At 63.5% G+C, this 20244-nt stretch carries 16 protein-coding genes; 8 read left to right on the forward strand and 8 right to left on the reverse strand.

Annotated features, from left to right (window positions below):
- The 5 genes from PRZ03_RS01720 to PRZ03_RS01740 all read left to right on the forward strand — a co-directional run bounded on the left by PRZ03_RS01720 (nt 1) and on the right by PRZ03_RS01740 (nt 4742).
- Complete coding sequence (locus tag PRZ03_RS01720) at nt 1-759, forward strand: class II glutamine amidotransferase (RefSeq protein ID WP_263534934.1); 759 nt, start codon at nt 1-3, stop codon at nt 757-759.
- A 77-nt stretch (nt 760-836) separates the two neighbouring features.
- Nucleotides 837-1961 carry a sensor histidine kinase gene (locus tag PRZ03_RS01725; RefSeq protein WP_273598738.1) on the forward strand — a complete coding sequence of 375 codons (1125 nt, stop codon included), beginning with the start codon at nt 837-839 and terminating at the stop codon, nt 1959-1961.
- Nucleotides 1958-2719, forward strand: a complete 762-nt coding sequence (locus tag PRZ03_RS01730) for a LytR/AlgR family response regulator transcription factor (protein ID WP_273598739.1) — start codon at nt 1958-1960, stop codon at nt 2717-2719. The genes PRZ03_RS01725 and PRZ03_RS01730 overlap by 4 nt, the downstream gene beginning before the upstream one ends.
- A gap of 7 nt (nt 2720-2726) precedes the next feature.
- A complete protein-coding gene (locus PRZ03_RS01735; RefSeq protein ID WP_263534931.1) occupies nt 2727-2903 on the forward strand; it encodes a hypothetical protein in 177 nt (58 codons plus the stop codon).
- Nucleotides 2904-3026: 123 nt separating this feature from the next.
- A complete protein-coding gene (locus PRZ03_RS01740; protein WP_273598740.1) occupies nt 3027-4742 on the forward strand; it encodes a M14 family metallopeptidase in 1716 nt (571 codons plus the stop codon).
- Between the two features lie 39 nt (nt 4743-4781).
- On the opposite strand, the gene PRZ03_RS01745 is transcribed toward PRZ03_RS01740, so the two are convergent.
- The 4 genes from PRZ03_RS01745 to PRZ03_RS01760 form a co-directional block, all read right to left on the reverse strand.
- Nucleotides 4782-6434, reverse strand: a complete 1653-nt coding sequence (locus tag PRZ03_RS01745) for an ankyrin repeat domain-containing protein (RefSeq protein ID WP_273598741.1) — start codon at nt 6432-6434, stop codon at nt 4782-4784.
- Between the two features lie 294 nt (nt 6435-6728).
- Nucleotides 6729-7655, reverse strand: a complete 927-nt coding sequence (locus PRZ03_RS01750) for a PEP-CTERM sorting domain-containing protein (RefSeq protein WP_273598742.1) — start codon at nt 7653-7655, stop codon at nt 6729-6731.
- Nucleotides 7656-7740: 85 nt separating this feature from the next.
- Nucleotides 7741-8688 carry a PEP-CTERM sorting domain-containing protein gene (locus tag PRZ03_RS01755; RefSeq protein WP_273598743.1) on the reverse strand — a complete coding sequence of 316 codons (948 nt, stop codon included), beginning with the start codon at nt 8686-8688 and terminating at the stop codon, nt 7741-7743.
- 85 nt (nt 8689-8773) lie between these two features.
- Nucleotides 8774-13024, reverse strand: a complete 4251-nt coding sequence (locus PRZ03_RS01760) for a beta strand repeat-containing protein (protein ID WP_273598744.1) — start codon at nt 13022-13024, stop codon at nt 8774-8776.
- A 313-nt stretch (nt 13025-13337) separates the two neighbouring features.
- Between PRZ03_RS01760 and PRZ03_RS01765 the strand changes: the two genes are divergently transcribed.
- Nucleotides 13338-14738 carry a sensor histidine kinase gene (locus tag PRZ03_RS01765; RefSeq protein ID WP_273598745.1) on the forward strand — a complete coding sequence of 467 codons (1401 nt, stop codon included), beginning with the start codon at nt 13338-13340 and terminating at the stop codon, nt 14736-14738.
- Here the strand turns inward: PRZ03_RS01765 and PRZ03_RS01770 are convergent.
- Nucleotides 14735-15382 (reverse strand): response regulator, encoded by a 648-nt coding sequence (locus tag PRZ03_RS01770; RefSeq protein WP_273598746.1) that lies wholly within the window; start codon nt 15380-15382, stop codon nt 14735-14737. The two genes, PRZ03_RS01765 and PRZ03_RS01770, sit on opposite strands and share 4 nt — an antisense overlap.
- Nucleotides 15383-15426: 44 nt before the next feature.
- On the opposite strand from PRZ03_RS01770, the gene PRZ03_RS23900 reads away from it, so the two are divergent.
- Nucleotides 15427-16773 carry a sensor histidine kinase gene (locus PRZ03_RS23900; RefSeq protein WP_273598747.1) on the forward strand — a complete coding sequence of 449 codons (1347 nt, stop codon included), beginning with the start codon at nt 15427-15429 and terminating at the stop codon, nt 16771-16773.
- 198 nt (nt 16774-16971) lie between these two features.
- A complete protein-coding gene (locus PRZ03_RS01780) occupies nt 16972-17526 on the forward strand; it encodes an outer membrane beta-barrel protein (protein WP_273598748.1) in 555 nt (184 codons plus the stop codon).
- On the opposite strand, the gene PRZ03_RS01785 is transcribed toward PRZ03_RS01780, so the two are convergent.
- Genes PRZ03_RS01785 through ypfH form a run of 3 tightly spaced genes read right to left on the reverse strand, consistent with a single transcriptional unit; the run spans nt 17523 to nt 20234 of the window.
- Nucleotides 17523-18851: an ATP-binding protein gene (locus tag PRZ03_RS01785; protein ID WP_273598749.1), complete on the reverse strand. Its 1329-nt coding sequence runs from the start codon at nt 18849-18851 to the stop codon at nt 17523-17525. The two genes, PRZ03_RS01780 and PRZ03_RS01785, sit on opposite strands and share 4 nt — an antisense overlap.
- Entirely contained in the window at nt 18838-19530 is a 693-nt protein-coding gene (locus PRZ03_RS01790; protein ID WP_273598750.1) for a response regulator transcription factor, read from the reverse strand. The genes PRZ03_RS01785 and PRZ03_RS01790 overlap by 14 nt, the downstream gene beginning before the upstream one ends.
- Nucleotides 19527-20234, reverse strand: a complete 708-nt coding sequence (ypfH, locus tag PRZ03_RS01795) for an esterase (protein WP_273598751.1) — start codon at nt 20232-20234, stop codon at nt 19527-19529. The genes PRZ03_RS01790 and ypfH overlap by 4 nt, the downstream gene beginning before the upstream one ends.
- Between the last annotated feature and the right edge of the window lie 10 nt (nt 20235-20244).

The following is a 20244-nucleotide window of genomic DNA, read 5'->3' on the forward strand; positions in this document are numbered from 1 at the left end:
ATGTGCCAACTGCTCGGCATGAATGCCAATACGCCTACCGATGTGATGTTCAGCTTCACCGGGCTGGCGAATCGCGCCGACGAGCACAAGGACGGTTTCGGTATCGCCTTCTTCGAGGGTCGCGGCCTGCGCCATTTTGTCGACCACCATAGCGCCCGAGTCTCGCCCTTGGCCGAGTTGGTGCAGCGTTATCCGATCAAGAGCGATAACGTCATCGCTCATATCCGCAAGGCCACGCAGGGCCAGGTCTCGCTGGAAAACACCCACCCGTTTCAGCGCGAGTTGTGGGGACGCTACTGGGTGTTTGCGCACAACGGCAATTTGAAAGAATTCGAGCCGCGCCTGCATGCGGCCTTCAAGCCCGTCGGGCAGACCGACAGCGAGCGTGCCTTTTGCTGGCTGATGCAGGAACTGGGCAAGGCGCATTGCGATGTGCCTTCGGTCGAGGAGTTGACCCACACGCTGGCCGAGCTGATGCCGCAGCTCAATGCCTTCGGCACCTTCAATATGCTTTTGTCTAATGGCCAAGCGCTATGGGCGCATGGCTCGACACACCTGCACTATCTGCAGCGCCGCCACCCCTTTGGTCGGGTGAATTTGCAGGACGAAGACCTCAGCGTTGACTTTGCCGCGCTGACCACGCAAAACGACCGCGTTGCCATCATCGCGACCGAGCCGCTGACGCGCGACGAGCCCTGGGTGGCGTTCCAGCCGGGCGAGCTGAAGGTGTTTGTCGGCGGTGAGTTGATGTCCTTCTAGCCGCCATTCAACGCGGCGATCCGCTGTTCGCCGCATCCGGCCAGTACACATCGCGAGCCTGGCCTAGACTGCCGGCCATGCGATGCACATCTTCAAACGCTGCCGATGCCGAGGGCAAGCTCAAACTGGACTGGACCCAATGGGTCTGGCCCGGTCCACGACGCGTCTTCACGCCCGAGGAAATGGCCCGCGCTGGCCAGCAGCCCTGGCCCAAGTCGATTGACTATTACGTCTACAGCAATGTGTTGGTGCTGCTGGCGATCAATTACAACGATGTGGCGCGTGGACTGATCCACTGGGCGGCCTTGCTTGCGCTGGGGATGAGCAGCTTGGCCTTGTGGGTGGCCAAGCAACTGTGGCGGCAGCCGACCAGAAATCGATTGAATCTGTATACCGTGGGAAGCGTAGCTTTGCTGACGGCGGTCTTCCTGTTGCTGAAGTTCAAGCCCTTGAGCTTTGTGCCTGCGCTGGAGCGATCAGACCAAAAGGCGCTGGTGCTGATCGTTGCTGCTGTGGGCGTGCTGGCGCTGATATCTTGGTTCTTTCTGGTGCTGATAAGGGCGCAGCAGATTGCCAGTCGCCTGCGTGAATTGGAGGAGCAAGAACGCCATCTCAAGCTCGCCCGTCGCCTGGCCACCGCGCAGATCCAGCCGCATTTCCTGTTCAACACGCTGGCCTCGGTGCAACATTGGGTCGACACCCAGGACCCGCGTGCGGGCAGCACCTTGCGCTCCTTCACGGCGTACTTGCGCGCCACCTTGCCGATGTTCGAGCGCGAGAGCCTTAGTCTCACCGAGGAACTGCAGATCGTGCGCAGCTATCTGGAGGTGATGCAGGCGCGCCTTGGGTCTAGGCTGCAATGGCAAATCGACGTTGGCGCAGGCGTGGACGAATCGCTGCAGCTGCCGCCCGGCCTACTCTTGACCTTGGTGGAAAACGCCATCGGCCACGGCATCGAGCCCGCGCTGCGCGGCGGCAGCATCACCGTCACTATCGCCCAACCGACCGAGGGGCGGGTCTTGATCGAGGTGTGCGATGACGGCGCCGGCCTGAGCGGCGCTGCTGTGGATGGCTTGGGCCTGCAGAATTCACGCGAGCGGCTGCAGCAGCTCTATGGCGCGCGCGCGCGTCTGAGCTTGAAACCCTTGACACCTGGTTGCTCGGCAAGCCTGGAGATTCATACCGTGGAGCCCAAACCATGAAGAACATCAAAGCCCTGATCGCCGACGACGAAGAAGGCCCGCGCGAGCAACTGCTAGCCGCCTTGAAGCGCTTGTGGCCGGAACTGGACATCGTGGCCGCCAGCGAGAACGGTGTCGATGCCTGGGACGATTATTTGGAACATGAGCCGGCCCTGTGCTTTCTGGACATCCGCATGCCGGGTCTGAGCGGGCTGGAGGTGGCGCGCCGCATGAGCGAGCTGGCCGCGCCGCCGCAGGTGGTGTTCGTGAGCGCCTATGGCGACCATGCGCTGTCGGCGTTTGAAGCTGGGGCGGTTGATTACTGTTTGAAGCCGGTTGAAGACGCGCGCTTGGCGCAGGCCGTCCAGCGGGTGCAGGCACGTTTGAGCGCGGCCGCTCCCCAAGCGGGCGATCTGCAAAAAATGTTGCAGCAGTTGTTGCCGGCTGCCAAACCGGTCTCAAGACCTATCCAGGCCTCGCTGGGCCGCGAGATCAAGCTGATCGCGCCCGAGGAGGTGATCTATTTCGAGAGCGACAACCGCTATACCCGCGTCGTCTATCAGGGCGGTGAGGCGTTGATCCGGACGCCGCTCAAGGAGTTGTTGGCCGGCCTGGATGCTGAAGCGTTCTGGCAGTTGCACCGCAGCGTTCTGGTCAACAGCCGCTGCATCGCCAGCGCGGTCCGGGTGGATGAGAACTCCATGCACGTGACGCTGAAAGGCCGCGAGGAGAAGTTGCCGGTGTCGCGGCAGTTTCAGGGGCTGTTCAAGGGGCAGTAGCAGCAAGATGTTCAATTTCATCCATCCCAAACCACTGCTGCGCGGCCGAGCCGAGGTCGTACAAACTGTGCGGCAAAGCGCATTGCGAACCAGCTTGCCCGATACCTTGATTGCCAAGGCGCGTGCCGAGCTAGCCCCAGAAGAGCGGGCCCAAAAGACCTTGGCCAGCTCGGCAGCAAAGTAGCCGTTTGTTGCTGCGCTTGGTTTTGAATTGCCTTTGCGGCGAGCTACGGGCAGCCCCTGCTATACAAGTCACAAGCTTTAGGCAGAATGGGTCGATCGCTTTCACCTCAACGAGCTCTCCCCTATGGCCGCATTGCCCATCCCCCGCTTCGATGAGTTCTACCGTTACGAGCCGCTGACCGAGCTGCTGTTTGCCTATGCCGCAGCGCGGCCGAATCTGGTTTCGGTGCGCTCGATCGGCCGCAGCCATGAGGGCCGGGACATTTGGGTCTTGGTGCTGACCAACACCGCCACCGGCGCCGATGTCGACAAGCCCGCCTTCTGGCTCGACGGCAATATCCACGCCGCCGAGCTGACCGCTTCGACCACCTGCCTCTACTACCTGCACCACCTGATCTCCAGCTACGACACCCCGGATGAACAAGGTCGGCAAGTGACCCAGCTGCTGGACACCCGCGCCATCTATATGGTGCCGCGCCTGAACCCCGACGGCGCCGAGCTGGCGCTGGCCGACCGACCCCGCCATATCCGCTCCTCGACCCGGCCCTATCCCTATGACGAGCAGCCGGTCGAGGGCCTGACGCCCGAGGACATTGACGGCGACGGCCGCATTCTGAGCATGCGCGTGCCCGACCCGCATGGCACTTACAAGAAACATCCCGACGAGCCGCGCCTGCTGGTGGCGCGCGAGCCGGGCGAGTTTGGCGGCGAGTATTACCGCCTGCTGCCCGAGGGCTTCATCAAGAACCACGACGGCCTGACCGTGACGGTCAACAAGGACCGCGAGGGCCTGGACCTGAACCGTAACTTCCCATCCGAGTGGCGGCAGGAATACAAACAGGTCGGCGCCGGGCCCTTCCCGACCAGCGAGCCCGAGGTGCGGGCGATGGTGGAGTTCATCACCGCTCACCCGAATATCGGTGCAGCGATCAGTTATCACACCCACAGCGGCGTGATCCTACGGCCTATGGGCGGGCACAGCGATGACGACATGATCCCGGAGGATCTGTGGGCCTATAAGCGCTTCTCGGCCTTGGGTGAGAAGCACAGCGGCTACCCGGCCATCAGCATCTGGCACGACTTCAAATACCACCCCAAGGAAGTGATCACCGGCACGCAGGACTGGGTCTATGAACATCTGGGCGCGCTGTTCTGGGTGGTGGAGCTGTGGTCGCCGAATAAAGAGGCCGGAATCGAAGGCTATAAATGGATCGACTGGTACCGCGATCATTCTGTCGAAGACGATTTGAAACTGCTCAAGTGGAGCGACGAGCAATGCGGCGGCAAGGCCTATGTGGACTGGACCGAGTTCCATCATCCCCAACTCGGTGACGTCGAGATTGGCGGTTGGGACAAGATGAACTACTGGCGCAATCCGCCGCCCGCCCTGCGCGAGCGCGAGGCGGCGCGCTTCCCGGCCTGGATGAACCAGATTGCCTTGAGCTTGCCCAAACTGGAGCTGCTGCGCACCGAGGTGAGGGCTTTGGGCCCCGACACCTGGCGCATCCGCATGGCGGTGGCCAATAGCGGCTATTTGCCGGCCTATGTGACCAAGCGGGCGCTGGAGCGCAAGGTCGTGCGCGGCGTGATGTTCGAGATCCATCTGCCTGCGCTCAATCCTGCCGTTAGCCTGGTCAGCGGCAAAGAGCGCATGGAAGGCCCGCAGCTCGAAGGCCATGGCCCCAAATCCTCTCAGCAGGCCTTTCTGCCCAACCGTGACCTGACCGCCGACCGGGCGGTCGGCGAGTGGGTGGTGCGCGCGCCCAAGGGCACAAGGCTGGCGCTGACCGCGAGCGCGGAGCGGGCGGGTACGGTGAGGACGGAAGTAAGCCTAGATTGATTTGCCCCAACTGATGAAGCGGGTTGGCGGCTTAGCGGGTTAAGCCAAGCCCTGCTCATCCAGCCAGGCTTGCAAAGTCTCCGGCAGTGCCTCGCGCTCTTCATCCGAGGGCCAGGGCGCACCGGCGGCCAACAGCGCTTGCAGCGCGCCCAGGTAGTCGCCCCCGGGCTGGGGCAGATGCACGGCGGCGTGCTGCAGGCTGCCCATCACATCGCCGCCAAAGCCGTTGCGTTCTTCCCAGCTGGCGCCGTGAGCTAGCAGCAGTTGCACCAGGGTCGCGTCGCCGTTGAAGGCAGCCTGGTTGAGCGCGCTGGCTTGCCAATCGCCCTGTACCGCGACCGGCCAGCCCAGTGACAACATCAAGGCCACCGAGCTTCGCGCGCGGCGTTGCGCCTGGTCGGGCAGCAGCCGCAGCTCATGGGTCGTCAGTTGCTGATCAAGCAAATCGGGTTGCCCTCGCAGCAAGGCGCGAGCGCTGGCTTCATCAGCGGCCGCGCAGGCGGCCAGGAAGCGCTCTTTTGCGGATGGCAAATCGGGCCGGGCGCCCTGTGCCGCCAACAGTTCTAGCGCTTCAAGCTCACCCAACAGCGCCGCCAATGTGGCCGGCGTGCGGCCCTCGGCATCGCGTGCCGAAAGATCGGCGCCCTGCGCGATCAGCTGGCTCAGGCAGGCCGCCGAGCGGCCCCGGCGCAGCGCATGATGCAAGGCAGTGGCACCCTGGGGGCCGGCTTCATTGACTTCGGCGCCCAGGCTGAGCGCCATGGCGAGCCCTGAAGGGTCTTCAAAGTCGAGCAGACGCAATAACGCGTTAGTGCCATGCCAGCGCGCACCATGGGCGATCAGCTGACGGATCTGCAGCGCGGCCCGGCTGCGGTCTGGGTCTTCGCAGGCGTGATACAGCGACTCGCCGTCATTGGGGTTTGCTCCGGCGGCCAGCAGCGCGGCGGCGAGCTCGGGGCTTTGCGCCCGGGCGATGGCGCCATAGAGAAGCGGGAGCCCTGGCGGCTCGGTCGCCCCTGCCGTGGGCTCCACGTCGGGGTCGGGCATGCGCAGCGCATCGAGATCGCTGCCAGCTTGAGCACAGTCCACGAGCAAGGCTTGGGCGCTGCGCATCAAGCCGCCCGCCCAGGGCTCGCCCAGGCGATGCAGGCTGGAGAAGCACACGTACGCCAAGGCCGGCGCATCTAACGGTGGCAGGCGCTGTGCCGCAGCGGGCACCGCTTCAAGCGTCTCCAGTTCACCCCGCACCAAGGCCAGGGTCGCGCGCAGGCCCGGCGGGCATGGGCCACGCAAGCGCTGCTGCATCAGCGCCAAGGCGCGCTCAGGTTGCGGGCTGTCCCAACCCCGGCCCAGCGCCAAAGCCAGGCTGCGCGTGACCAGCGCGGCGTTGTCGAGTTGGCGCGCCTCCTGCTGCGCCATGACGGCGCGGTGCAGGGCGGGCCAGCTGGGGAAGCCCAGTTCGCGTGCAATCACCAGCTGGGCCAGGCTGAGGCTGGGCGGCGCGGCAGCATCATCGCGCCGGTAGGGCGCAGCGCGTTCCAGGCTGGGGTGATCTCCGGCACGCCAGGCGCGCAGCAGTTCACGCGCTTGGCGCTTGAGTTGCTGCAGATCGGCAAGGTCGGGAAGGGCGGAAGACGCCGGATTGGCGGTCAGGGTGGGCTGCTCTGCAGCCCCGTGATGGCTCGTAGTCAAGGGAAACCTCCATGCGTGTAGAGCCTGCGATCCGCGCGATCAGGCCGCACAAAGGCAAAACAGCGGAAGTGAAGTTTGAGCGGACGCGGTCTTGATGAACTCGCGTCCGTCCGGGTGGGCTCAGCCCTGCCTGCGGATCCAGCAGCGCCCCGGCTGGCGCTGGATCAGAGTGTGCCATAACTGAGAGACAGTGCGGTGGCTAAATGTGGCGCTAGATGCGGCGCTTGCGGACCCAGCAGCGTGAAACCCCCGGCGATGTCGTTGAAGCTGGCCGCGCGCGTGGTCGCTTCATGGTCAACCCCGCACCGTACGACGGCGCCAGGCCAGCATGCCGATGCCTCCAGCCATTAGCGCCCAGGTCGCGGGCTCGGGCACGGGCGCGCTCGTGTAGGGGTTGGGGCCTGCCGCCTGGCTGTAGTCGAAGCCGCTCGTATCGCTGAGAAGTGCCAGCTGGAAGTCGGTGGGCAGTGCGACCTGCTGGCCAGTACTGTCGAAGCCGGTGATGCTGGACACGCCACCCCAGCGCAGGGTTCGGCCGAAATCCGCAGCGGCGCTGGCTTCGCCACCCGGGCCCCCCACGATAGCCATCGCCTCCGCAGTCAAATTGAGGCTCACCACCTGGCCGAGCGACACCATGAAACTGGCGGTGAGGCCGCCGGTCGATGTGTCAGTGACTGCTTCCGGGGTATTGAAACCTTTGAACTTGACGTGTCTGCCGCTGCCCGAAGCTTTCGCAACCCTCCAGCTGTACGCGTAAATGGCGTTGCTGGTGCTAGTGAATGCGGGAAAGCGTGGACTGGGCGCCCAATCGATGTCGGCGCTGCCGTGGGCCAGGATAGGCACGGACAGCAAGAAGGAGGTCGCGCTGCCCACGTCGGCCACTTGGCCCAGCGTGACCCGAAAGCTGTCAGAGAAAGACGCCCTGCCAACGGCACTCGCCGACAGGACTCCTTTGGTCGACGCAAAGGCGGATGCCCCGACCCCACCCCGGAACTCATAGCCATTGCCTTCGGCAAAGCTGCCCTGGTCAACGGACTTGGCCGTCGCAAATCCTGGATTGATCATCCGTTGGTCATCAAGCCCAACACTGACTCTGGCCTCGGCCGCCTGCGCGGGCGCTGCTTGCAGGAGCGAGGCCAGAGCTGCCAAGGCCAAAGCCGTTTTGCCCCAGGTCGGCAAGGCTGGCTGAACGACGGTGGCGGGGGACGGTAGTAGGGTCATGTTTAGCCTTCAAGAAGGTAAGAAGGTGTGGCCGAGGCAGGAAGCGGGCTTGCCTTGTGCCTGTGGCGCGCCCAGCGGCTGGGGGTTAGGCCGCGTGGCGGGTGGCACTGCGGCGCCAGGCCAGCAGGCCCAGGCCCAGCGCCATCAGCGCCCAAGTTCCCGGCTCGGGCACGGGCGGGCTTGTGTAGGGGTTGGGGCCTGCCGCCTGGCTGTAGTCGAAGCCGCTCGTATCGCTGAGCAGTGCCAGCTGGAAGTCGGTGGGCAGTGCGACCTGTTGGCCTGCGCTGTCGAAGCCGGTGATGCTGGACACGCCACCCCAACGCAGGGTGTGGCCGAAATCCGCAGCGCCGCTTGAGCCGACCCTGCCGTACACATTGGCCTGCACGTACGCCTCTGCGTAGAGATTGAGGTCCACCACCTGGCCGAGCGACACCATGAAACTGGCGGTGAGACCGCCGGTGTTTCTATCCCAGACTTCTTCCGGGCGATTTATAGATTTGGACTCCCCGGCTTCGCCCTTGCCCGAAGTATTCGCGACCGACCAGCTGTACTTGTAGTAGGCCCCGCCAAAGGAAGTAAATTCGGGCCTTCCTGGATTGGGCTGCCAATCGAATTGAGCGCTGCCATGGGCCAAGATCGGCACGGTCAGCAAGAAGGATGTGGCACTGCCCACGTCGGCGACTTGACCCAGCGTGACCCGGAAACTGTCCGAAAAAGAGGCCGAGCCCCTTGCACTCGTCGAAGTAACTTTGTCGCAACACTCTCCGCCTGTGACCGACGCAAAGGCCGATGCCCCGACGCCACCGCGGAACTCATAGCCATTTCCTTCGGCAAAACCGCTCTGGTGGTTGAACTTGGCCGTTGCAAATCCCGGTCTTGTCATCGTATTACCCACACCACTGGCGCTGGCCGTGGCCGCATGCGAGGGTGCTGCCTGCAGGAGCGAGGCCAGAGCGGCCAAGGCCAAAGATGTTTTGACCCAGGTCGGCAAGACTGGTTGAACGACGGTAGCGGGGGAGAGTAGTGGGGTCATGTTGAGCTTTCAAAAAGGTAAGAAGGTGTGGACGAGGCAGGAAGCGGGCTTGCCTTGTGCCTGTGGCGCGCCCAGCGGCTGGGGGTTAGGCCGCGTGGCGGGCGGCACTGCGGCGCCAGGCCAGCAGGCCCAGGCCCAGCGCCATCAGCGCCCAAGTTTCCGGCTCGGGCACGGGGGCCGTCATCACGCGCAGCGTCAGGCTGCTGGCGCCGTACTCGGTCGCGAAGCTGTAGCCGCCGGCTTGGCGGAGGTCGAGGCTGGCGAACTGGCTGTCGCCCAGGCGCTGGTTCCATGTCATCACCGTGAAGCTGTCGCCCACCTTGAAGTGCGCGCCGTCCAGCAGGTTCACGGCCAGGGTGCCGGTCAGCGAGGCCGCGCCGCTGATGGTCAGCAGATCAAAACCGCCGACCGCCGTGCTGCCCAGGTCGACCAGAAAGATGCCGCCGGCTTGCTGCGTCAGGCCGCCCAAGAGGCTCAGCGTGCCGGCGTCATTCAGGCCGCCGGCCGCCAAGATGCCGGTGTTGCTTAGGCTGAAAAAAGAGCCGACCGTGCGCAACGTGCCGTCGCCGGCCAGGGTGCCGGCGTTGGCAAAGTCCACGACGGTGCTGGCCAGCTCGGCGCCGGCCGCCACGTTCAGTTGGCCCTGGTTGTTGAAGGCCTGGCTGATGCGCAGCGTGCCGGCCTGGATATCTATCGTGCCGGTGTTGTTCAGCACCAGGCCGTTGCCGATGTCGGTGACAAAGGCCGAGGTCTTGGTGAAGCTGCCGACGTTGTCGAAACGACTGAGCGCACCGCCGGCGAAGTTGCCGAGATGGGCGTTGCCGTTCGCCGCCTCGACCCAGTTGCCGAGGTTGAGCACGCGCGCGCCGCCGCCGGTGTTGAGGCTGCCGGTGCCCGTCTGCGTGGTGCTGCCGGCCAACTCCAGCGTCTGGCCGCCGGTCAGGCCGCGGCCGTTGCTGCCCGACAGCGTGAGGGCGCCTTCCATTCGCGTGTTGCCACTGCCCGTCAGGGTGGCGATGATCCAGTCGGTGTTGCCGCTCAGCACGAGTCGGCCGGTGTTGTTGACTGTGCTGCTGTTGAGGGTTGTCAGGCCGCCTTGCACGGTGGCGCTGTCTGTCACCAACACCGTGGCGCCATTCAGGGCCACGGTGCCCGCGTTCTGAACCGTGCCCTTGAGTGCGATGCTGCCGCTGGCCAGGTCGAGCATGGCGCCACTGGCGATCTGGATCTGCCCGGCCGTGAGGCTGGCGTCGCCGCTGATGCGCAGGGTACCGGCCTTGATGTTGAGCGTGCCGGTGTTGTTCAGCGGCAGGCCGTTGCCGATCTCGGTGACGAAGGCCGAGGTCTTGGTGAAAGTGCCGACGTTGTCAAACCGACCGGTGGCTCCCCCATTGAAGTTGCCGAGGCCCACATTGCCCGGGGCCTCGTCCAGCCAGGTGCCAAGATTGCGCAAAACCGCGCCTTGACCAATGCTGAAGCCGCCCGTTCCGACCTGCCGGGTGGTGCCCGTCAGTTCCACGGTTTGCCCACCGAGCACGCCACGGCTGCGGTCGCCGACCAGCATGACAGTGCCGTCCATGCGGGTGCTGCCGCTGCCGCGCAAGGTCGACTCATGCCAGTCGACGCTGCCGGCGATGCGCAAGGCGTTGTCGTTGTTGACGATGCTTTTCACTCGCGTCAGGCCGCTGCCCTGCACGAGCAGGTCGCCGGCGATGGCGAGCACGCCGCCGTCCAGGCTCAGCGAGCCTTCGTTCAACACGCTGCCGCCCAGCGTGGCGTCATTGCTCACCAGGCTAAGTTCGGCGCCCGCCGCAATATTGAGCGTGCCAGTGCTGTTGACGCGGCTGCCGCTCAGGCGCAGGTATCCGGCGTTGACGTTGATGCTGCCGGTGTTCTCGATGTCCAGCGAGGTCTCACCGATCAGCGTGCGCGTATTGGACACCTTGGTGAAGCTGCCCTGGTTGAGGAAGCGGCCCGTGCCGCCGTTGAAGTTGCCCAGGGTGACGTTGCTCGTCGCCTGGTCCACCCAGCTGCCTTGGTTGATCACGGTACCGCCGTCGCCCACCGACATGCCGCGCCGGCCGGTGAAGGTGGTGTTGCCGGCCAGTTCCAGCGTGTGGCCGCCCAGCACGGAGGAGGTGCCGTCGAAGTCGGTGCCCGAAATGGCGGTGGCGCCTTCCAGCCGGGTCACGCCGGTGCCGCGCAGCTCCGTGCTGATCCAGGTGCTGGGGCCGGTCACCACCAGGCGGCCGTTGTTGGTGAGCCGGCCTTGCAGCAGCGAGGCGGCGCCCAGGCTGCCGCTGTCGCTCAAGATCAGGTGGGCGCCGCCTTCCAGGATCAGCCGGCCGGTGCCCGTGACGGTGGCCGCTGCGAGGGTGGTGCGGATGCGTGTGTCCGCGCTGCCCAGCAGCACCGCGTCACCGGCTTGTGGCAGGCCGTCGCTGCCCTCGTTCCAATTGTTGACGACGTCCCAGACGCCGCCCGCAGCGGCGCCGGTCCAGGTATAGGGCAGGCCCGTCACCTTCACGCTCAAGCCCGTGGCGCCATAGTCGGTGGTGAGGCGGTAGCCCGAAGCCTGCGAGAAGTCCAGGTTGGCGAACTCGCTGGCGGCGCTGCGATTGCCCCAGCTCATCACGGTGAAGCTGCTGCCCCGCGCGAGGCGCTGGCCGCTGAGCACGGAGAAATTCAGCGTGCCGCCTAAGTCCGCATTGCCACTGACCGCCAGCAGGTCGGCGCTGCTGCGGCTCAGGTCGACCTGCAAGCTGCCGCTGGTGGCCAAGTTGCCGAGCACCTGCAACTGGCCGACTTGGCCGACCCCGCCCGGGGCCAGGATGCCGGTGTTGGTCGTGTCCACGGCGCGCACCGTGCCCGAGCCGGCCAGGGTGCCGGCGTTGACGAATCTGTTGAGGACGCTGTGGTTGACGTGCAGTTCGGACCCACTGGCGATGTTGATCAGGCCCTGGTTGTTGAAATTGCTGACAAGCCGCAGCGTGCCGGCATTGACATTGACTGTGCCGCTGTTGTCGAACACTAGGACACCGCCCCCTATGGAGGTGATGAAGGCGGAATCCTTGTTGAAGATGCCTGGGTTTTCAAAGCGGCCGTTGCCGGTGATCAAGGTGTTGCTGGTGGCCTGCTCCGACCAAGTTCCCAAGTTCTGAACCCGGCCAGAAATATTCAAGGCGCCCGGGCCAGTCCGCTGGGTGCTGCCGGCCGCAAGCAAGAGGTGGGTCGGGCCGACGCCCATGGTGTCGTCGCCCGAAATCCGCAACTCTCCGGTCGAACGCGTCGTGCCTGAGCCGTTCAAAAAGCCGCCGGTCAAGTCCAAGTTGCCGGTCACGAGCAAGGTCGACGATGAGCTGATGGCACCGGAGCCATTCAGGCTCAAATTGACAAAGCTGCTGGCCGCGCCGAGCCTCAGCTCGCCCGCGTTCACGGCGGCGTTGCCGCCCAGTTGTAGCCCTTGTGCGGCGTTGACATTGCCGGCGATCGTCACGGTGCCGGCGTTGATGACGGCCGCGCCCAAGTTGTAGGTGGTCAAGTTGCCAAAGGCCAAGGTGGCGCCTTCGGCCACATTGAAGCTGCCGGTGCTGCTGCCGCCCCCGAGGATGCGCAGCGTGCCGACATTGACATTGACCGTGCCGCTGTTGTTGAACAGCACGCCAGACTGGAATGTGGTGACGGTCGCCGAGCTCTTGGTGAAGCTGCCTGCGTTGTCAAAGTTGCCGAGGCCCAGCTGGGGGTTCAGGTTCTTGAACGAGGAGTTGTCGGTCGCTTCATCCAGCCACGTGCCCTCGTTCACCAGCCGTGCGTTTTCGATCGTGAGCGCATTTTGGGATGAGAAACCAAGCGTTTGCGCGCTGGTGCTGCCCTTCAGCACCAGGGTGTGGCCACCCGTGAGGAGGAGACCGTTGGCCAAGCTCAGGCTTGCCGACCCCTCAACATGGGTCGTGCCTGGGCCTAGGAGACTGCCGTTGCGCCAAGTCAACGAACCTGAGATCGAAGTGGTGGCATTGCTGTTGAAGAATCCTTCTTCCAGCGTCAAACCGCCTAGCGAACTATTGCCCCGGAGGTTCAAGCCGCTGCCGTTAGAAGTGTTGATGAGCACCGTGCCCGTGCCAGTCGCGCTGCCGACGACGATATTGCCTATGACATGGGTGTTGAAGCTCCCCAACTGCACATCGTCCAGTACGCCGGGAAACGGTCCGCCCCAATTGGCGGCGTTACTCCAGCTCCCTCCGTTGGGTCCGATCCAAGGGACGGTAGCGGCGGACACCGAAGCGGCGCCGAACAGGGGCAGCAAGGCAAGAGCCAGTCGTGTCAGGGTAGGTTTCATGAAGATTTCTTCAAGGTAGGTGCGGCGAGCTTGTGGCGGGCCAGCGGTTCGAAACAAATTTTTCAGCGATGGGCTAACGTCGAGACAGGTCGGGTCAAAGTCGTTTGCCACGGTTTGCGCAAGCCAGTGTTCACGAATGTAGGGTTGGTGGGGGCAAACCGCCATTCGCCCAAGTGCGTAGGGAGGGGCGGTGATCTACGCACAAGTGCGTAGACGCAGGCCTCATGAACCCGACGGCGCTTGCCGGAGTCCATCGAAGTGGTAACAATGCGGCGCTCCATTCATCCATCAATAGCTCATGAGGGCGGCGCTGATGTCTCAGGCAGTTCCGGTCGAATCGCTGCAGACCTTTCAAGAAAAGGTCTTTGCCAGGCATGTGCTGTTTGATCTGCCGTTTCCCATCGCACCTACGTTCTTGCTGCTGGGGCTCATCGGCTGGGTGCTGTACGGCAAAGTGTCGGATGCCTGGCTGTTGCTTTGGGCAGGGTGGGCGATTGCGGCGGTGCTTGCGCGCATGGTGTTTGATCGCCGCATGCGCAAACGGGTGAACGCCGAACATGGCTATGCCATTGCCTTACGCGGCGGGGCCGCCCTGTCGCTACCCTTGGGGCTGGTGTCCGGATTTTTTGCATGGCTGTACTTTGACGTGAACGAACCCACGACCATGGCCATCCTGAGCACCTATATGACCGTCATCATCGTGGGCTCGGTGGCGCCCACATCGGTGTACCTGCCGACCTTTTACCTGCTGGTGCTTGGGGCCTATGGGCCTTATCTGCTCAAGCTCTTGCAAGACGGCCGCGCGGGGCACTGGGTGGTGCTGGGTTTGAACCTGCTGTTTCTGATGGTTACGTTTCGCTATGCCCATGCGGCCCATCGAATGCATCGCGAGGCGGTGCGCCTGCGCTACGAGAAGCAGCAGTTGATTGAAGACCTGAGTGAGCGCAGAGCGGCGGCCGAGCATGCGTCCAGCACCAAGTCTTTGTTTCTGGCCGGCGTGAGCCATGATTTGAAGCAACCCATCAGGGCACTCGGCCTCTACCTGGGAGTGCTGGAGCACACCCAAAGGCAGGAGCGCGCTGATGTGGTGGACAAAGTGGCGCCCAAAATGCAAATGGCTCTGGGCGAATTGCATGGCCAAGTGACCCGGCTGCTGGAACTGTCTCGTCTGGAGTCCGGTGCGTTAGAAGTAACGATGGTGCGGGTAGATCTGGACTCGCTATTTGCCGGCCTGCACGCGTTGTTTGAAGCTCAGGCCGCAGGCAAGGGTATCCGTTTGAGATTTGCAAACCTTGAGCGGCTGCGCAGCCGGGCGCTGTGGGTGGACCTGCAAATGCTGGAGTCCATTTTGCAAAATCTGATCAGCAATGCCATCAAACACACGGCAGTGGGAACGGTGTATATCGGTGTGCGGCAACGCAAGGCCTATCGGCGCGGGCGCCAGCTGTGCATCGAGGTGCGCGACACCGGCAGCGGCATCGCGCTGGAGCAGCAAAGTTACTTGTTTGATGCCTACCGTAGCTTCGATGACCGCAAGGCCAGCGAAAGCCATGGCCTGGGCCTAGCCATCGCCAAAGCGCAGGCGACCTACCTTGGCGCGTCGATTGCTGTAAGAAGTGCGCCGGGGCGGGGTTCCGTGTTTACTGTGTGCGGCTTGAGTACACACAACGGCAAACTGGAGCAAGCGCAGGATCAGTCTGCGCTAAGGAGTTAACAGCCCTTGGGCTCGATGGGGCTACTGGCTTGGGTGCGAATGGCATAGGCCGCCATTTCTGCGCTATTGCGTATGCCGAGTTTGCTGCGCAGGTTCTCTCGGTGCTTGCGGACTGTGCCTTCGCTGATGCCGAGTTTGATGCCCATTTCCTTGCTGGTGAAGCCCTCGCCCACCAATTGGAGGATGGTGATTTCACTGGCTGTGAGTTTGATGGCAGGGGAAGAACCATCGGCATCCATAAACAGATTGGCAATCTCATTGCTGATGTAGCTCCGACCCTGCGCCACCCGCCGGACGGCCAGCAGGAGCTCGCTGCTGCTTTCATTTTTGGGTACATAGCCGGCCGCGCCCAGCGCAAGTGCGGCCCGCACAGAGCCTGCATCCATGCGGGCAGTGACCACGATGGTTCGGACCAGCGAGGCCTGAGCTTGCAAGGCTTTCATGACAGCCAGCCCGTCCAGTTGGGGCAAGCCCAGGTCGAGCAACAAGATGTCGGGTTGGGTTTGCACCGTCAGCCTCAGCGCGCTAGCGCCATCTCTGGCGATACCTACACATTGCATATCCTCCTGCACATTGAGCAGCATACTCAATGCGTCGGCGAGCATGGCATGGTCTTCAGCGATGAGAATGCGGGTGGTGGGCATAGAGCTGAATCAATGGGGAGGCATCAATGATGTGGAGAAGGCGGGTGTCGATACCAGCTCGGGCCTATGAGGAAAAGGCATTCGCGCTCTATTTTGCCTACGAAATTCCGTTCCCCTATGTTGGCGTGACTTTGATGGCGCTGACCTGTGTGGGATTGATGTACGGGCATGTGCCAACCCTGCACATTGCGATCTGGTTTGTGGTGGGGGGCCTCCTGTCATTGTTGCGCGAGGTGTTTGTCTGGCGCATGAAGCCCCGTCTTGAGAAAGGTGAGGGATACCGGGCCATTCTGTGGGGTTTCACGCTGTCTTCGTTTTTGACCGGCGCGACGTGGGGCGCGTTCACCTGGATGTATTTTGATGCGAGCAGGCCACTGTCTCTATTGATGGCGGGCTCCGTCGTGGCCGGGTTGGCGGGTGGCGCGGTGGCGCCGGTTTCGATTTTTTTGCCAGCCTTCTACGCAGCCGTGTTGCCCACGGTCTTGCCGTTTGTCGTTCTTTTGGCTCTTGCGGGTGGTGGCGAGCATTACACCTTGGCCGGCCTTACTTTGGTGTTTCTTGCCTCGACCTCTGGCTATGCGCATGTCACCAACCGCCTGCACCGTGAATCTATGCGCCTGCGGTTTGAGAACCAGCAGCTCATTGAGGACCTGGGAGAGCGCAGGGCGGCGGCAGAAAATGCGTCCCAAGCCAAATCTCTGTTTTTGGCCGGCGTTAGCCACGATCTGAAGCAGCCTATTCGTGCGCTTGGCCTATATCTGGGGGTTTTGAGTCAAACCCAGAGCCAAGACTGCGCTTCAACTGTGGCCACCGTTGCCCCCAAAATGGCAAATGCTCTGGGTGAGCTGCACGGCCAAGTGACTCGTCTGCTGGAGTTGTCGCGCTTGGAATCTGGCGCCTTGCAACTGCAAATGGGGTGGGTGGAGCTGCCGCAGCTCTTTGCTGATTTGCATGCCTTGTTTGAAGCGCAGGTCAGCAGCAAAGGTATATGCCTACGCTTTGCGGCAGTCGATGGCTTGCACCGCACAGCGGTTTGGGTAGACAAAAAGATGCTGGAGTCGATCCTGCAAAACCTGATCAGCAATGCCATCAAACACACAGCGGCAGGCTCGGTGTATGTCGGAGTCCGGCTGCGTACAGGCTACCCGCTAGCAAGGCAGCTGTGCTTGGAGGTGCGCGACAGCGGCAGCGGCATAGCGTTGGAGCAGCAAAAGCACCTGTTTGATGCTTACCGCAGTTTTGACGACCGCAAGGCCAGCGAAAGCCATGGCTTGGGCCTGGCCATCGCCAAGGCGCAGGCAACGTATCTGGGCTGCGATATCGCCTTGCAGTCAAAGATGGGGAAGGGCTCCACATTTACCCTCTGCGGCTTGCAGACGTCGCCGGTCTAGGTCATTCGCTTGTCGGTCGGCGCGAGCCACCTGCCCACTTGCCCACCTGTCACACACCGTCACACAAGCCAAACACTCGGCCCACAGACATCAAGGCGGCCTTTCAACACAATGACTTCATCGCATTCGGAGCAGCCAGCTGTCAAGCAGGACCCGTATAGCGAGAACGTTATTGACAATAGAAAGGTTGGACCTCATATGAAGAAGCTAATCACCGCCGTCACCACGACTCTGGCCTGTTTGACTGCCTTGGGTGGCTCTGGTCAGGCCCAAGCTGCCGAGCAAGGCTTTTATGTGGGCGGCGACATCGGCCGCTCCAGCAATAATCTGAAGAGCCCGACCAAGCCCGCCGTCTCTACCGACAAAACCGCCACCAGCTGGGGCCTCTACGGCGGCTACCAGTTCAACAAGTACTTCGCCACCGAGCTGGGCGTGACTCGCTTGGGCTCAACCCATATCGGCACTGGTGAGTCCACCAGCACCAGCTATTCGCTGGATGCCATCGGCCGCCTGCCCTTGAACGACAAGTTTGCGTTTTACGGTCGCTTGGGTGCCGCTCACAATGAGCGCAGCTATTCGGGCTTTGACAAAAACCATGCGGTGGGCTTCAAGACCGGCCTGGGTATGGAGTACGCGCTCGACAAGAACTGGGCGCTGCGCACCGAGCTGACGCGCTTCAACAATATGCCGACGCAGTCGACCTATGGCAATGCCAGCAATGTGCTGAGCATGGGTGTGAACTACCACTTCTAAGCATCTTGTATCTGGGCGGGCCAGCTCATCAGCAGCCTGGCCCCGCCCAGCGGCGCGGTCTCGATGCGGGCCGCGCCGCCATGCGCTTCAGCAACCCGCCGCACGATCGCCAGCCCCAATCCGAAGCCATGACCGCTGCGCTTGTTCGCCAAACGTTTGAAGGGCGTGAACACATCTTCGCGCTCGGCTACGGGCACGCCCTCGCCATCATCATCGACCATCAGCAAGACCTGACCCTGCTCGACCGAGGCGGACAGCAGCACTTCAGCCCGCGCATGGCGGGCGGCATTGCGCAGCGCGTTGCGCAGGCCATAAGGCAGCAGCCGGGCGTCGAAGCGAACAAGAGGTGGCAAAGTCAGATTGGTTTGCAGCTTCTTGCCGTCCAGCAAGGGCGCCAGGCTTTGCACTTCGGTGGCCAAGAGCGCCGCCAAGTCTCCCATTTCGCAGCGCGCCTCCAGCGCGCCCATGTCCAGCCTGGCAAGCATCAGGCTGGTGTCGATCAGGGTGTCAAGCTCGTCCAGATCGCGCTCGCAGGCCTGCACGGCGAGCTCGCGTTGGGCGGCGTCCTCTTCGTCCACCAAGGCGTCGAGGGCGAAGCGCAGCCGCGCCAGCGGCGTGCGCAGCTCGTGCGAGATCGAGCCGGTCAGCTCGCGCTGGCTGGCCAAGGCGCTGGCCAACTTGGCCAGCATCGCGCGCCCGCCCGCCGCGATGGGCGCGAACAAATGACTTTGGCTCTCCTTGATCGGTTCATCAAACCGGCCGGCCAGCATCGCCTCGCCGGCTTCTTGCAAGTGGCGCAGATCACGCCAGGCCGGGCGCATCAGCCACCAGCTCAGCGGCACCACGCTGGCCGCCAGCGCCAAGGCCACGGCCAGCTGCAGCCAGAGCTCACGCGGCAGCACCCAGCCGTTGCCGGGGTGGTTGTCTGCATTCAGGGGCCCCAGGCGCAAGATCTGCGGATCGCCGGGTGCGATGCCCGCGTAAATCAGCCGGTTGAAACCCTGCACCAGCAACTCGCCGCGAGCCAGCCGATCACGGTCGGTGGCACTCAGACGTTTTGGCAGACTGTCGGTCAAAATGATTTGAACCGGGTAGACAAACAGTTCGTCCAGCTGCTTGACGCGCTGCAGGCGGGCAGCGCTGTCCAGCGGACGCAGCTCTTCCACCAGCATGGTCGCAGTGCCGCGCATAAAGCGGCGTACATAGTCATCGCTGATCTCTTCCACGGCCAGCAGCACCACGCCTTGCACCAGCAGCACCAGCGCCAACACCGCCAGGCCCACGCCCAGCGCCAAACGCGTCAAAGGGTTTTTAGTTTTTGGCAAAGAGATAACCCTGAGCTCGCACGGTCTTGATGTACTCCACGGCCCCAAGCTTTCTGCGCAGGCGAGAGATGCGCGCATCGATCGCACGGTCCAGGCCATCAAATTCCAGGCCGCGCAGGCCTTGCATGATGTCGTCGCGCGTGACGACGCTGCCGGCGCGCTCGGCCAGGAAGAGCAGCAGATCAAACTCGGCGGTCGTCAGCTCGACGTCGGCGTTTGCCAAAACGACCGAACGCGCAGCGGGCTTGATCAGCAGTTCGCCGAAGCGCAGCTCACCGATCTCGTCGGAGGTCGCAGGCGCCGGCGTATCGCGACGCAGCAAGGCCTTCAGCCGCGCCAAGAGCACGCGCGGCGAAACCGGCTTGGTGATGTAGTCGTCGGCGCCGCCGTCCAGGCCCATCACCTGGTCGATGTCATCGTCGCGGGCAGTCAGCATGACGATGCGCCCGGCAAAGTCGCGCCGCACATCGCGCAGCACGTCGAAGCCGTCTTTGTCCGGCAAATGGCCGTCCAGCAGCACCAGATCAAAACCGCCGGCGCGCATCATGGCCTCGCCCTCCAGGCCGCTGGCGCTATGGCTGACCAGGTAGCCGGCCTTGCTCAGGCTGGCGATGACCAGCTCGGCCAAGCGAGCATCGTCCTCGACCAAGAGCAAGCGTGCTGCAGTTTCATCCGTCATTTCTTCCCAGCTCCGTCTTGTTCGGCCGCCGCCTGCATCGCCTCTTTCCACATCCGCGCTGGCAAGAAGGTGCGCAGCTGTTCCATCGCGCGCTCAATCAGCTCGGGGTGCAATTCATGGCCGATCTCGGGCAGGACATCGGCTGTGATGTCGGCGCCTAACTGCACCAGTCTACGGGCCGCGCTGACTTGGTCTTGATAGGGCAAGACGCCGTCCAGTTGGCCGTGCAGAATATGCAGGCTGACCTCATGTGGCGCATGCGCCGGCGGCGTGGCGTAAGCGCCCGAGAAGGCCAGCACCCGACCCACCAATTGCGCTTCGGCCTGCGCAGCCTCTAAGGCCAGCACCGCGCCCTGAGAAAAGCCGCCCAGAGCGACATGCTGCCAGGGCAAGTCCCACTGCGCCGCCCAGCTGCGCACCGTAGCGATGAAGGCGGGCAGGGCGGCTTGCACCCGCTCACCATGGTTGTCGTCATTGCAGCCATCCAGCGGGTACCAATGCTGACCGCCCTCTGCAGCCTGCGGCGCATTGAGCGCGAGCACGGCCGCCTGCGGGTACTGCGCCCGCAGCGCTTGCGCCAGCGGCCGCATTTGCGCGGCGTCGGCGCCAGCCCCGTGCAGCAGCAGGAACAACAAGTCGGGCACGCCCTTGTCGGGCAGCATGGCGACGGCGCGCGAGGCGAAGGGGGCAGGGGGCTTGTTCATAGGCGGATTG

The sequence above is a fragment of the Roseateles albus genome (genome assembly GCF_028595345.1).
In the GTDB taxonomy this organism is placed as follows: domain Bacteria; phylum Pseudomonadota; class Gammaproteobacteria; order Burkholderiales; family Burkholderiaceae_C; genus Paucibacter_A; species Paucibacter_A albus.

Excerpts from the sequence above, each read along its gene's own strand:
- PRZ03_RS01720 (WP_263534934.1), top strand. The coding sequence starts at position 1 with ATGTGCCAACTGCTCGGCATGAATGCCAATACGCCTACCGATGTGATG.
- PRZ03_RS01725 (WP_273598738.1), top strand. The coding sequence starts at position 837 with ATGCGATGCACATCTTCAAACGCTGCCGATGCCGAGGGCAAGCTCAAA.
- PRZ03_RS01730 (WP_273598739.1), top strand. The coding sequence starts at position 1,958 with ATGAAGAACATCAAAGCCCTGATCGCCGACGACGAAGAAGGCCCGCGC.
- PRZ03_RS01735 (WP_263534931.1), top strand. The coding sequence starts at position 2,727 with ATGTTCAATTTCATCCATCCCAAACCACTGCTGCGCGGCCGAGCCGAG.
- PRZ03_RS01740 (WP_273598740.1), top strand. The coding sequence starts at position 3,027 with ATGGCCGCATTGCCCATCCCCCGCTTCGATGAGTTCTACCGTTACGAG.
- PRZ03_RS01750 (WP_273598742.1), bottom strand. The coding sequence starts at position 7,655 with ATGACCCTACTACCGTCCCCCGCCACCGTCGTTCAGCCAGCCTTGCCG.
- PRZ03_RS01755 (WP_273598743.1), bottom strand. The coding sequence starts at position 8,688 with ATGACCCCACTACTCTCCCCCGCTACCGTCGTTCAACCAGTCTTGCCG.
- PRZ03_RS01760 (WP_273598744.1), bottom strand. The coding sequence starts at position 13,024 with ATGAAACCTACCCTGACACGACTGGCTCTTGCCTTGCTGCCCCTGTTC.
- PRZ03_RS01765 (WP_273598745.1), top strand. The coding sequence starts at position 13,338 with ATGTCTCAGGCAGTTCCGGTCGAATCGCTGCAGACCTTTCAAGAAAAG.
- PRZ03_RS01770 (WP_273598746.1), bottom strand. The coding sequence starts at position 15,382 with ATGCCCACCACCCGCATTCTCATCGCTGAAGACCATGCCATGCTCGCC.
- PRZ03_RS01780 (WP_273598748.1), top strand. The coding sequence starts at position 16,972 with ATGAAGAAGCTAATCACCGCCGTCACCACGACTCTGGCCTGTTTGACT.
- PRZ03_RS01790 (WP_273598750.1), bottom strand. The coding sequence starts at position 19,530 with ATGACGGATGAAACTGCAGCACGCTTGCTCTTGGTCGAGGACGATGCT.
- ypfH (WP_273598751.1), bottom strand. The coding sequence starts at position 20,234 with ATGAACAAGCCCCCTGCCCCCTTCGCCTCGCGCGCCGTCGCCATGCTG.